This is a genomic window from Candidatus Binatia bacterium, from assembly GCA_036493895.1.
Lineage (GTDB): Bacteria > Desulfobacterota > Binatia > UBA1149 > CAITLU01 > DATNBU01.
In genome coordinates, this window is sequence record DASXOZ010000048.1 from 1 (window position 1) to 12,620 (window position 12,620).

Annotated in this window: 9 protein-coding genes; 3 read left to right on the top strand and 6 right to left on the bottom strand. The window is 62.5% G+C overall.

Annotated elements, in window-relative coordinates; all coding sequences use genetic code 11:
- A partial coding sequence (locus tag VGK20_11590) for a tetratricopeptide repeat protein (protein ID HEY2774678.1) occupies nt 1-2,280 on the top strand: 2,280 nt, incomplete at its 5' end.
- A gap of 1,724 nt (nt 2,281-4,004) precedes the next feature.
- Here VGK20_11590 and VGK20_11595 read toward each other — a convergent pair.
- The 5 genes from VGK20_11595 to VGK20_11615 all read right to left on the bottom strand — a co-directional run bounded on the left by VGK20_11595 (nt 4,005) and on the right by VGK20_11615 (nt 8,366).
- Complete coding sequence (locus tag VGK20_11595; GenBank protein HEY2774679.1) at nt 4,005-4,529, bottom strand: DUF4823 domain-containing protein; 525 nt, start codon at nt 4,527-4,529, stop codon at nt 4,005-4,007.
- 328 nt (nt 4,530-4,857) lie between these two features.
- On the bottom strand, nt 4,858-5,382 hold the full coding sequence (locus VGK20_11600) for a hypothetical protein (protein ID HEY2774680.1): 525 nt from the start codon (nt 5,380-5,382) through the stop codon (nt 4,858-4,860).
- A 543-nt stretch (nt 5,383-5,925) separates the two neighbouring features.
- Complete coding sequence (locus tag VGK20_11605; protein HEY2774681.1) at nt 5,926-6,165, bottom strand: helix-turn-helix domain-containing protein; 240 nt, start codon at nt 6,163-6,165, stop codon at nt 5,926-5,928.
- A gap of 87 nt (nt 6,166-6,252) precedes the next feature.
- Nucleotides 6,253-7,053 carry a hypothetical protein gene (locus VGK20_11610; protein HEY2774682.1) on the bottom strand — a complete coding sequence of 267 codons (801 nt, stop codon included), beginning with the start codon at nt 7,051-7,053 and terminating at the stop codon, nt 6,253-6,255.
- A 113-nt stretch (nt 7,054-7,166) separates the two neighbouring features.
- Nucleotides 7,167-8,366 (bottom strand): site-specific integrase, encoded by a 1,200-nt coding sequence (locus VGK20_11615; protein HEY2774683.1) that lies wholly within the window; start codon nt 8,364-8,366, stop codon nt 7,167-7,169.
- Between the two features lie 424 nt (nt 8,367-8,790).
- On the opposite strand from VGK20_11615, the gene VGK20_11620 reads away from it, so the two are divergent.
- A complete protein-coding gene (locus tag VGK20_11620; protein HEY2774684.1) occupies nt 8,791-10,740 on the top strand; it encodes a hypothetical protein in 1,950 nt (649 codons plus the stop codon).
- A 95-nt stretch (nt 10,741-10,835) separates the two neighbouring features.
- Here VGK20_11620 and VGK20_11625 read toward each other — a convergent pair whose 3' ends face one another.
- The gene (locus tag VGK20_11625; protein ID HEY2774685.1) at nt 10,836-12,080 is read right to left on the bottom strand and encodes a hypothetical protein; all 1,245 of its coding nucleotides are present in this window, start codon (nt 12,078-12,080) and stop codon (nt 10,836-10,838) included.
- Between the two features lie 185 nt (nt 12,081-12,265).
- Between VGK20_11625 and VGK20_11630 the strand changes: the two genes are divergently transcribed.
- The gene (locus VGK20_11630; protein ID HEY2774686.1) at nt 12,266-12,595 is read left to right on the top strand and encodes a VF530 family protein; all 330 of its coding nucleotides are present in this window, start codon (nt 12,266-12,268) and stop codon (nt 12,593-12,595) included.
- Nucleotides 12,596-12,620 lie beyond the last annotated feature (25 nt).

The following is a 12,620-nucleotide window of genomic DNA, read 5'->3' on the forward strand; positions in this document are numbered from 1 at the left end:
TTGCAGGAAGCCTGGCATTTGAATCAGTGGGAGATTGCTCCCCTGATTGCCTTTGCCCAAGATCTGCTCGTGCGGCGTGCTGCCATCGTTCCTACATTCATGCGTTCACTTTGCCAGTGGCTGCCTTCGTTCGATCATGGCCGCAACTCAGAACCCCTCCTACGAGCAACCCTCGTCCAAATCGAAGAGCATCCAACCACAGATCCGCTTGACCTGACGACCACGCTGTCCAACTTGGCTTGGGCTCTTCAATGCCTCGGTCGGTTTTCCGAGGCCGAAGAATACCTACGCCGCGCCTTGGAACTTGACGAAAGTGCCAAGGGACCTGATGAAGGGGCATTGGCGATAAGGTGCAACCAGCTTGCCGGCTGCCTGTCGTCTCTCGGCCGGCCGGCCGACGCCGAGTGCTACGCAAGGCGCGCACTTGAACACAGCGAGAGAGAATACGGCCCGAACCGCTACGAGACGCTCGTGTGCGTCGGCTGGGTTGCCGCATTTGCGTGGAACAGAGGGAATCTTACCGATGGCGAAGCCCTATTTCGACGCGAGTTCGACGGTTTAGAGAAGCTGTTTGGATTCGATCACCCAGCCACACTGCGAGCGGCAATCGTGTTCTCAAAAATACTGGACGACCAAGGAGATTCACGGGGGGCGGAATCCCTTTGTCGGCGAGCTGTGGAAAGCGAAAAGCGGATCTTTGGACCGGAGCATTCCATAACTCTTGGGGGGATTTCCACTCTGGGCGTCTTGCTACGCCGTAAAGGCGACTACACAGACGCAGAGACAATGCTGCGGCACGTTTTGGAGTGCCGTGACCGCACCCGGGGACCGGAGCATCCTGCCACGTTAGAGAGCGTTGACCACCTTGCCGTCCTGTTGACGAAGAAAGGCGACTACACGAGTGCCGAGAGGTTGTTTCGGCGTGCCTTGGACGGGCGTGAACGAGTATTCGGGCCCGAGCACCCCGAGAGCTACGACACCACGGCGCACCTAGCTGAACTGCTGCGTGAGAAAGGCGACTATGTAGGTGCGGAACCACTCTGCCGTCGGGTGCTCGAAGCTCGCGAGCGCGCTGTGGGGCCAGAACATCCCAGCACGCAGATTGCCATGGTCAATCTGGCCGTGTTGCTGACCAAGAAAGGGGAATACGCAAGCGCTGAACCGTTGTTTCAGCGGGCCCTAGAGGGCCGCAAGCGCCTTCTCGGACCGGAGCATCGCGGCACACAGTGGGTGATGGAGAAGTGGGCTGAAATATTGGTCGAGCGCGGTGACTACGCCGGTGCAGAGCCGTTGTACCGACAAGTGATGGAAACCAGAGAGCGGATACTAGGGAAGGAACATCCTTTGACTGTAGAGAGTGCGAAGGAGCTGGCAGGAGTTTTGGAGGCCGTAGGTCGTTTTGACGAAGCCGCACCTTTGCTCGAGCGAGTCTTGGATGTGCAGGAGCGGATGCTCGGCGAAGAGCATTCCGATACGCTGATCAGAATGAACAACTTGGCCTTCTCGCTGGGTAGGAAGGGGGACTACATGGCCGCTGAGCCAGTCTTCCGCCGGGTGCTGGCTACCCGCGAGCGGGTGCTGGGGCCGGAGCATCCTCAAACACTAGGAAGCGTGAACAGCTTGGCCTTATTCCTGGAGCGGAAAGGGGACTATGTGGCCGCCGAGCCACTCCTCCGGCGGGCACTCGAGGCCCGCGAGCGGGTGCTGGGGTGGGAGCATCCTGACACGCTTGCTAGCGGGACTAGCTACAGCGCAACCTTACGCAAGCGCGGCCGCGCTGAGCCGGCTGAAATGATTGACCGAAGAGTGGTAGCGACGACCGCGAATCTACTTGGGGACATCCATCCGCGTACTATTCACAGCCGGAACAATCTGGTCCTTACCCTCGTCATGCTCGGCAAGCTGGAGGAAGCCCGACATATACTCGCGACGAACTGGCGTCTGAATGCTCCACTGCACGCGAACACTACACCGCGCGTCGCGTTCCTTCGCCACATCGCCACCCTGCTCGAATCGCAACCGGACACTCCCTTCCTCGGCGAGCTCAAAACCCTCCTAATCGGCCTGGAACTTCCGATGTCTAGCGACGTGGCCGTCCCGTGGGACATCGCCTACTTCGTCGAATACCTGCGTCCGAAGCTTCCCGTGGGCGCTCCGGAATTCCTCACCGCCCTCGTCGCTGCGCAGAACGATCGCGCGAAGCTGCCGGAACTCGACCACTTCACCGAATGGCGTGACCAGGCACCACTTCCGCTCGAAACTCCTTGGCCAGAAACCTGATTCAGCAGCACCTTCCATGACATGCAGGCGGAGCGGGTCATCCCATAGTGTGCCAAAGCTCGGCCGACTGAAACATGAGGAACAAGGTCGCCCGAGCCTCGGCGGTGCGGCCTCGTTAACCGACTCCCAGAGTTCGTAACCGATACGAATGTCCTGGAGGACGGTGAGTCGCTGACACGCCAAGCGGCTCGCCTCCAAACCCGTGACCGGAGCCGAACAGGCCCGTCCGCTTAGAAACTATGGGGCTACGTGCCCATTTCGCGACGTAAGTCTGCTCACTGGTACCGAGGTGGTGACTCGAACGGTAGGCTCTCGAGAAAGGGGGCTACGGCGGGGGTTTCTTCGCGAACAGTCCGCATACAACCCGGCTTCAACGAACCGGCGCGGGGCGCTACCCTGCGCGGCATGGGCTCCAATCTCGTCAGCTTGGTTCGCCGGGCGGTGAAGGAGTTGGAGGGTCGCATGCGCCATATGGAGCTCACCGCGGCTCGGCGATACATCGCCAGATGGCGACACCATGACGACGTATGGGCGGACTTCCGCAAGCCGATCACGCGGTCGGCGACAGGTCCGGAGACCTGATCGTGGAGGTGATCCTGGGGCGGAAGCCGAGGGGCCGCTCGACCTGCGCGTATGTCTTCTACCGCTGCCAGTGCCTGAAGCACTGAGCCCGCGGCCCACCGCGCTGGCCGACAATCTTCGCGCGGGGGCCGTCATTCGCCGTAGACGGGAGGAGACAAGAGGAAAACCCATCTCGGAAATTGCGGGGTCATTTATTCGCGTCCTTTCTCGCCACGCAGGGCCGCACCACAGCACGCCCGAGGAGGGGCAACGCTGGTAGTATCCAAACTAGGTCTTGGAGGACGGTGAGTCGCTGTCACGCCAAGCGGCTCGCCTCCAAACCCGTGACCCGAGCCGATCAGGCCCGTACGCTTAGAAAGTATGGGGCTATGTGCCCATTTCGCGACCTAAGTCTGCCGACTGGTACCGAGGTGGTGACTCGAACGGAGGCCTCTCGAGAAGGGGAGCTACGGCGGGAGTTTCTTCGGGATCTCTCCACTCACTAACCCGCTTCAACGAACGGGCGCTGGGGCGCTACCTTGCCAAGCATGAGCTCCAAACTGGTCAGCTTGGTTCGCCGGGGCATAAAGGAATCTCTGGGTCACATTCGGCGTATGGAACTCGCTGCGGCTCGCCGGCACGTTGCTGATTGGCGCCACCATGACGACGTATGGGCGGACTTCCGAAAGCCCATCGCGGTCGGGGACAGGTACGGCGACCTTACCGTGGAGGCCATCCTCGGGCGGAAGCCGGGGAGTCGCTCGACCTGTGTCTACGTACTTTGCCGATGTCGGTGTCGGGGAAGCTGGAGCCCGGGCTGGCGCATCGTCCGGGCCGACAATCTGCGGGCGGGCGCCACCACCAGTTGCGGGTGCTTCAAGAGTCACAAACAAGGCGATTTAGGCTGGCCCGGCCCAGGCACGGCTCACCGGGGACGGTATCGAACCTACATCGTGAAAGAGGGGGACGTACTGACGGGCCAGGCGGCCCTGGCGGAGCTGCTTTGGCCCGCGTTGGAGCGGGGGCCGGGGGCTGAGGGCAGGGCTGCCAGGACCGGTTCCGGACCACCGAAGCCCTCGCGCGCGAGAGACTCGGGCCGTCGAAAGAGGACGGGACGGTGTTGAGCGGGGTGGGAATGTCTACGAGGCATCCCGCACCGATCGCTACCGCTGCAGGAGCTCGCGGACCGCGCGATCGAAGTTCTTGTTCAGTAGTGCTTCCGGTGGCGGGTTCCCGTTGATGAACTGCCGGCGACTCTGCGCCTGGTAGCTAATCGCGTTCACGGTGGTGTCAGTCGCCACGTCTCGCAGGGCGAGCTGCACGCTGACGCGATCCGGCATCATCGACCACTTCGAGTTTCGGTCTTCCCAGCCGAGGATGGTCGGTACGATCAGGTACCGTGCGTGGTCCGCCCGGGACAATCCCAGCGCCTCCGACAGATTCGAGGTAGAGACGAGAGCGACGTCGACGAAGTTACCCTGCAGGGCCTGGACAACCCGTGCGGCAAGATTGCGGCCCGAGCCGCCGTAGACGTGCCCCTCCAGGCTTCCGTCCGTGGCCTCCATGACGCGAATTCGGTCTGTGGCAGAGGCCGCGATCGCACCCGGCGCTACCGGTGACCTCGTGACGTTGTAGGCGCCGCATCCGGTCGCGGCGAGGAAAGCCAGGGCAATGTAAGCCGCACGCATAGGTGCCTCCTTCCAGCCAGGCGAAGCCGGCAGTTCGAGCCAGCCCCCGATCAGAGCGGCGAAGCCGGCTGGTAGTCTGGTCCACGTGTCGGGGTGAGGGAACTCCGGCAATGTGCTCGCGGCCGGAGACCGCCTCTCGGTGACTGTCTGGCCGGGAGGGCCTTAAGGCATTGCAGGCCTTAGGGCCGTGCGAATACAACACTTCGCGTTAGCAAGGCGTCACTCTTGAATCACAACGCCACGAATCACTTCCCTTCCCAACACCACCCAGCACAACATCACACATCGCACCACTACGCAGCGAAGCACACCACACCTTGGCCATGCCTCAACCCTTGGTCCCTTCTGCGTTTTCTTCTGACTCGTTGGACAAGACTACTCCCGACGCCGGGCTGAGGATCGCGCATACCCTGGAGTATGGTGGACAGGGCAACTCCTGGTGATCCAACGTGACGTCGACGATCCGGACCACGGCTATTCGGCCAGGAAACTCGGTAACCGGGAATCGATCATATCGCGGCGGATTCTGACCCGTCAGTCGAAACCAGTCGCGAGCAAGATCGGATTTCCGCTTGATGGAAACGTGGTCTCCGACCTTCGCTGGATAGTACCTCGGGATGATCGCGGCGAGCGGGTCATCGTAGCCCGGGAGTACCTTGGCGAGTTCGGACTGATCGTGACGCCAGCGCGGTGTGCCACGCATGTAAGGTCCCGCCAATAACTTCCACAGGACGACGAATCGCCCGCCGAACGCTGGGCTGGAAAAGTAGCTGACACACTGGGCAACCCAGTCCCCCTCATCGACACGCCATTCCCTCTCTTCGAAGACGGCCCGATACGCGTCGGGGTTCATCGCGACCTCGTGGCCGCCGCAAGAAAAGGCGCGCCAGTCTTGGAATTGCCGTCCCTACTGCCAGTTGCCGGGGCTATCTCGTCGGAGACGGCCGAGGGTAGCTTCGGCCGCTTGCCGAAGCGGTAACGCCAGATAGGGGACTCAATTTCGCGGCTACGTCGAACTTCAGCCGCACTTCCGAGCATGCTCCACAGCCACCAGGCTCTTATCGCCCGCAGAGGAGTATGCTTCGCTTCGCCTCTTGGCCGACAGCCGAGGCGGTATTCCCACAACGGGCAGCGAGTGCGATTGCACTTTCGTACATCCTTGCAGCTGCCGCCGCGACAGCCCAAGCAGAACAGGCGCATCGCTTTGATCGGTGTGAGAAGGTGAACGATAGATTGAGATGCATTGGTGGTCGGCATGGATTCCTCCTTGCCGCCGGAACGGGAACCGAAACGTTGCGCGTAGCGATGCCTTGAGTTACGTTCTCGGACGCTGGTACGAGAAGACGCGGCTTCCTCCGCGAACGGACGGCTTGCCCTACCGGCAGGCCGTTTTCGTTCAGGGTTGGTTCTGATTGTTGTCGCGGCCGGGATCACTCGTGGAGCGCCGAGCGCGAGATGCCAGCCAGGCCTGCACCGACTCAGGCGAGTAGCGAATCGACCCTCGACCCACCACGCAGAATGGAGGTCCGTCGCCGGTCATACGCCATTTCTCAAGCGTCTGCGGGCGGCAGCCGAGTAGTGCCGCGACATCACGCGTGGTCAGGTGGGGCCAAGAGGCCTTCTCCGGTTCTGTCATCGCCAAGCGCCTCCAGTCAACGCTGGCGATGTTGTCGCCTACTAGGAGCTGGCGGCGAAGGCTGGAAAAAGGGGGGGCAATAGTTCTTCAGTTACGATCCGCGGGTCGGCGGCGAATCTCTCGAAGCAAGTCTTGGAGTCGACTCACGGATGGGCGTGGACAGTCTGGATAGACATTGTTGATTTCGAGAAAAAAGGTCCAGACGAACGCACCGAAGCCCTCTCGGGGTAAGTTCCCGTCGCGTGTAATTGTTGGGGTACGCTTACTCACGCGCTCAAAGAGCGACAGCAGCGAAGCTAGTGTCTCTACGACCGCCCGGGCCTCCGGCCGTCCCGTGCGACGCTTGGCGGGCCTAGATTCGTGGCTCGGGGGAGGTGGAATCGAACACGTCGGACACTCTGCACGGTGCGCATCGACGGCATTCGCGGCCGTGCCACGAAGCCACTTTGAGAGATGAACTAGAAAGCTCATCGGGTCGCGAAGTGGTCGAACGTGTTTGACACGCCCGATCAGAGCCTCACGGAACTCAGCCTCGCCAGTGGAAAGCTGTATCGCGCGATGTAGGGCACCCTCCAGCGTACGAACTGCTTCTTCGATCGCACGAAGTCGATTTGCCACCACACACGTTCCTTCGCCGTTACCTTGCATCCTCCGCACCCGTCGAACGTGATCCAGTGCGATCCGCTTGAGATCGGCGCGTATCAGCAATTCGGCGACAAGATCGGTGGTCGATTCAAGGCCGAAGGTCTTCTCGAGGATATCTCGAGCCTCGATTGTATAGTTTTCCGATAACCGTTCTTGGTCGAGCGGAATCTGCGCCACGATTCTCGCGTAGGCAGCTTCCGTGAATACACCGTCGGAGATCGACTCTGTGAGGTCGTCTTGCACCGCGGGCTCTGCTCCCGCACCCCGCAGAAGGGACCGCTGCGGCAGGCCGGGTGCAGAGTCGGTCCCGGCTCTTCGGCGGCCAACCTAGCCACAGCGATGCAGTGATAGCGCGACTACGCCCCGGCAGCCAACCTGCCTGCGATCAGATCCCCGACTCGTTCTACTCCTTCGCGAACCGGATCAACGCCGAGATGAGCATAACGATCGGTTGTGGAGAGATTACGATGGCCGAGGATCGCACCAACGATCCGCAGTGGGATTCCACCAACGACTGCGGTGCTGGCGTGAGAGTGCCGCAAGTCGTGAAGACGCACGTCCGTAAGGCCAGCAGCCTTCCGGACGCGCTGCCACGGGTGTTCGAGGTCGTTGAGGCAAGTTCCCGGCGCCTTCCCGGGGATGACCCACTTTGAGAACGGATGCGCCGCGCGAAGTTCCTTCAACACCGTTACCGCAGCGGCCGGGAGTGGGATCGCTTTCGCGCCAGTCTTCGAGTCGGGGAGCCGTAGGTAGGCGTTCTCGAAGTCCACCCATTCCCATCGACAGGTGCGAATCTCGTCTCGCCGGGCACCCGTGAGCGCGAGGAGGCGGATGGCGGAGATCACCGGCGCACGGAGCGGTCGTTTCCCCGTTCCCACCGCAATCAGCGCCTTACCGAGCGCAGAAAATTCGTCCTGCGACAGGAACCGCTCCTTCTTCCGTGTAGGGTACTTCGGGATGTAGCTGCACGGGTTCGAGGTGATGCCCCAGCCGGGTCCCAGAGGGCCGTGCTCACCGCGAAGCGCCAAGTTGAAGGCGTGGGAGAGGAGCGCTCGGCATGCATTGAACCGGATGGGCGTCTTTTCCATCGCTCGGCGAAGGCAGGCGATGTCCTCTCCGGTTACCTCGCTGGTTCGCGTGGTTCCCAGCGCGGGAAGGATGTGGAGCTTGGCCATCCGCTCGTCCTCGGCGATGGTTCGGGCCTTCTTATGCGAGTTCGCAAAGCGATCGGCGTACGTATTCAGAAGATGGGCGACGGTAGGGCACTGGCGGGCCTGCTGGCGGGCCGATGCGATGTCCTCGCCGAGAAGCGTATGGGCAAGAATCTCCTTCGCCTTCTCTCGGGCCTGGTCGGCGGTGACAACGCCGTGCCGACCGATGCGGATTCGCCGGCGCCGGCCGGCAAGCCGCGGTTCTGCGAAGTAGATCCGGCCGCCGGTCGCGGTCACCCGCAGCCCGAATCCCGGCAGCTCGCTGTCTCGGACTATGATCTCGGTGCTTGTCCCGGCAGGGGCCGGGATCGCTTCAACCGTTCGCTTGGTAAGTTTGCACTGCATCGTGTCTCCCTCCTGGCCCGCATCCGTTCCGCATCCGCTGCGCATCCGTGCGGGGTCATGCTGGACGAGGTTGGAGACTACGAGGTGCGGTGAAGGCAGCAAGGAAAATCGTGCGAGATCAGTTACTTGTCATGCTTGGTCATGTTCGGTGCGGCTGCGTCATGCACAGCCTTCGCTGACTACGGATCTGGGGGTTGCAAGTTCGACTCTTGCCGGGCGCACTTTGTTTTCAGGCGGTTACGTAGCGCTCGCAGCGGCGCCGATCGGTCGCGTCTCGGACTGCTGGCCGTGCCTCAGGCTCGCTGGCATCGTGCGCCTCCCGACGAGGGCGCCCATGTTGGATTGGCCAACTCTCTTCCAACGTGGGTGCATGCGCAGCCGACGGCCTGCTCAGGTAGCTTTCATACTCTGCTGCGTGCTTGCGATGCGCACGGCGGCGCCTGCTCTGGGTCAGAGCGCCTCCGATCTCAATCCGAAGCTTGCGCTCGTCCCTTTTGCCCAACAGCTCCGGGATTTTGCTGCGATGGTGCCCACGGCGGTGCCTCGACCCGCAACGTGGGTGCAGGTGACCGTTCCAAGTAACGTCTATTCGATGTTCGAGCGCAATTTCGAGGACGGCGGCGCAGGGGCCTCCGCGCATCACATCAGCGGCTGGCTACTCGAGCAGGACGATCACGAGATTCACATCCTCGATTTCCTCGGAGTCGAGAGGTGGATCCCGAAGCCGGGGATCTCCGTCAAGTCCGCTTCTCTACGCGACGAGATCGGTCACGAGTCGCACGACTTCGCAATCCCCTCCACGCTGCTGCCGGGTGTCTGGGCGTGGCAGCGCGGAGACGTTCGGACCGCTGCCGCCCTCCTCACGCCCATCTACGCGAACCTCCCTGACCCGAGCAAGCTGCGCGACCGTGTCGTCGACCATCTCGCTCGCGTTACGCATGAAGCACTGATCCATGCCGTCAGCTATGAACGCGATTTCCCGAAGGCGATCCGCCTCGGTCGTCATCTGGGAGGACCGCTGTTCAACGGATATGAGTTCCAGAACGGAGCGCGCGAGCTCGCCGAAGAGCTGGCCGTCGAGCGCAAGCCGCCGCCCGTCACGGTTCCGACGTTGGAACAGTGGAATGCAATTTCGTCGACTCTCAGCATCGACCAGAAGATTTCGTACCTTCTGGAGTGCCTGCCCGCAATTCACCCGCCGTTGCCACGCGACGCAGCGTTACCGCCAGGATCGCGGGAGCCCTTCGATCCGGAGGGTCTGGTGTGGGAGCTTCATCCGGGTATTGCGCAGATCCCGACCATGGTGCCTTTCCTCGCGGACGACCGGTTCGTGCCGGTTCCCGTCCGCGAGAGGGGCCTCACCTCGCCGTTCAAGGATCCCACGGAACCTCGACGAGTAAGCACGATCGTCGCCGAAATGATCAACGACATCGCCAAGCAGGATCTGGTCCGACCGGATGAGCTACGCGGTCTGCCGGCGGCGGCCCGACGAAAATGCGAAGCGGAGATCGTCGCGTGGAGCCGCGAGCATATCGGCACGTCGGAGGTGGATCTGTACCTGAGCGCGCTTCGCGACCCGCAGAGTTCTCGGGAAACGCGGTGGGACGCAATGGCCGGACTCGTGACGCTGCACGATCCGCGAGTCGTTCCTTTTCTCGCACAGCAGGCGAAGGAGGAGCCGCAGTATCTCGCGGCGATCATCATGGATCTCTTCAAGCTGAACTCTCCCGAGTCCGTGCCCACCATCCGCGAGATCATGGATCACGCGACACTCTCTCCAGAGCCCTTGCTAACATCCGAGCGGCTCTACATGGCGACGATCCTGCTGCGGTTCGGCGATCGGCAGCACTTTGAAGGCCTGCAGACGATTCGCGATATTCTTCAAAACACCGAAGAAGGGTCCTTGTTCGATACCGCTTGGGACGACCTGGTCTCGCTGCATCAACCCGATATCGACGATCTCCTCGCGACCGTCGTACAAAAACCGCAGTTCTGCGACTGGGGCGGAAACTGCTCGGATGTCTGGATCTGCCGCCTCCTCAAGATGCGGCGGCGCGACGTGATCGACGGCCTCAAGGCGCGCCTTCCCCCGACGTTCGATGCGCAGTCCGCGATCAATCATTGGTCGCAGCCGGGCGACGCCGTCGGATGGATTCTCGGCCGCTGGACGCAGGGAAAGATCCCGTACGACGAGCGCGCATCACCCCAGGACCGGGCTGCTACCAGGGTACGTCTCGCGGCGTGGCTGGACGAACAGTACGAACGGATCCAGGCCGGCGATCCCAACCCCGACCTCGATGGTGCTTGTCCCGGCCTTAACGATGCCTCGCGATCGCCAAGTGGTCAGGCGGGAGGCTTGACCGTCACGCACTGAACAACGCGAATCGCCCTGACGTGGCCCCCGTTTCGTGTCCGGAAGTCACGCCAGTTCGGCGGTCATTCTGGTTCAATCCGCAAGCTCGGCACCTTCTATTTCACGAGCCCCTTGAACTGATTCCCATCATTTCGACTCGTCACGACGTCAATCCACGCGCTCGACCAGCACTGATCGGCTGCAGGTCCGCCGCTGCTCAGCAACTGCACGATGACACCCGGATCTTCCGCGAAGTACCGCGTTCCGCTGACCGGCGTCGGCACAGGAGCGAGTGCCCCCTTGGCCGTCACCATCGCCTTGGAGGTGTTCTTGTCGCTCGCCTTGAGCAGCACTTTGGTGACACCGTCGTTGCTGCCCGGCTTGTCCTTGTACGTCCACTGGTCGCCTTTGCCGGTCCAGTACGAGCCCGGCGGCACCATCACCTCGCTCTTCAGTGCCGGCGTCAATGCCGTCTCGTCGTAGATGCAAAGCGTATACTGCGTCGTCGTCCCCGGATCACCGAGTGACGCTGCGCTCATCGACGAACCGAGCTGCCATTTCCATTTGATCAGCGCCGGACTTTTCTGGATCTGCAGCGCGACGACGTTTGCGAGGACGCAACCCATCGCCGGCTCGGCCGGACAGGCGCCCGACGGTAGCGTCGTGGTTGTCGGCGTGTTCTGGCATGCGCTTCCCGAGTAGCCGTAGTTGCACGAGCAGGTGCCGTCGCCGGTAGGGCCGTCGCTGCAGGTGCCGTTGCCGTTGCACGGCGTGGCGGCTCCGCCCGGACACGCGTCACACATCGACGATGCCGTCGAGAGCTCGAAGGTGCCGGCGGCACAGTTGGTGCAGGACGGAGAGCCGGAGTTCGCTGCGTATGTACCGGCCGGGCACGGGATGCACACGCCGGCGCCCGCGTCGCTGTAGTAGCCCGCGCTGCACGGCGAGCACGTTTGGGCACCCGATGCGCTGTAGGTTCCTGCCGCGCAGGTCGAGCAGCCACCCGCCCCCGCGGCGCTGTACTGACCGGGGCCGCAGGTCGTGCACATGGCGGAGTCGAAGCCACTGTAGGTTCCGGGATCGCACGTCGTACAACTCGTGGCGAGATCGCCGCTGTAGGTACCGGCATTGCAGGCCGTACAGGTCGCGCTGGCGCTGGTGCTGTAGGTGCCACCGTTGCATCCGATGCAGCCGGTCTGGCCGCTGAGCGACTGGTAGTATCCGCCCGGGCACGGATTGCAGGGCGCGAGGCCGGACCCGCTGAAGTAACCTGGCGAACACGGCGTACCGGGGCCGGCCAGCACCGGCAATGGCACAGTCGAACAGAGCAGCATGGTGGCCGCAGCTACGATGAGACGCATGGAATCCTCCCCGCGAACGCGTCGTCGCCGGCATGCCGGCGATACGACGGCGCACTATGCCCAGCCGGCGAAGCTCATGCCAGCGTTCGCGGATCAGGTCGGACTGCTGCCGCTGTCTTATCGTCCTGACTTGGTGCAGGCTGGCCGTGTCTTCGCAGATTCGCCGTCAAGACGAACGCCCTTCGATGAATGAGCCACAGCCCAACAATCCGCTGCACGGCATCAGCCTCAAGACGATGCTGGAGGAACTGGTCGAGCGGTACGGCTGGGCGGGGATGGCCGAGCGCATTCGGATCCGCTGCTTTAGCGAGAACCCGAGCGTGGCGTCGAGTCTCAAGTTCCTGCGCAAGACCGAATGGGCCCGTCAGAAGCTGGAACGCCTCTATCTCGACGACCGCCAGGCGATGGAGAGAAACCGCAAGCGCAACCAGCGCCGCGCCACGATGCGGGCGAACCGCGTCGAGCCTGGGTCGACGGACGAGGACAAGTCGCAGGAACCTGACCTGGAACGATGACAGGCTGGCGTCGTCGCGAGTGTGG

Bases quoted from the DNA above. Each gene is read 5' to 3' on its own strand.
- VGK20_11600 (HEY2774680.1), bottom strand. From the start codon at position 5,382: ATGAACCCCGACGCGTATCGGGCCGTCTTCGAAGAGAGGGAATGGCGT.
- VGK20_11615 (HEY2774683.1), bottom strand. From the start codon at position 8,366: ATGCAGTGCAAACTTACCAAGCGAACGGTTGAAGCGATCCCGGCCCCT.
- VGK20_11630 (HEY2774686.1), top strand. From the start codon at position 12,266: ATGAATGAGCCACAGCCCAACAATCCGCTGCACGGCATCAGCCTCAAG.
- VGK20_11605 (HEY2774681.1), bottom strand. From the start codon at position 6,165: ATGACAGAACCGGAGAAGGCCTCTTGGCCCCACCTGACCACGCGTGAT.
- VGK20_11595 (HEY2774679.1), bottom strand. From the start codon at position 4,529: ATGCGTGCGGCTTACATTGCCCTGGCTTTCCTCGCCGCGACCGGATGC.
- VGK20_11620 (HEY2774684.1), top strand. From the start codon at position 8,791: ATGCGCACGGCGGCGCCTGCTCTGGGTCAGAGCGCCTCCGATCTCAAT.
- VGK20_11625 (HEY2774685.1), bottom strand. From the start codon at position 12,080: ATGCGTCTCATCGTAGCTGCGGCCACCATGCTGCTCTGTTCGACTGTG.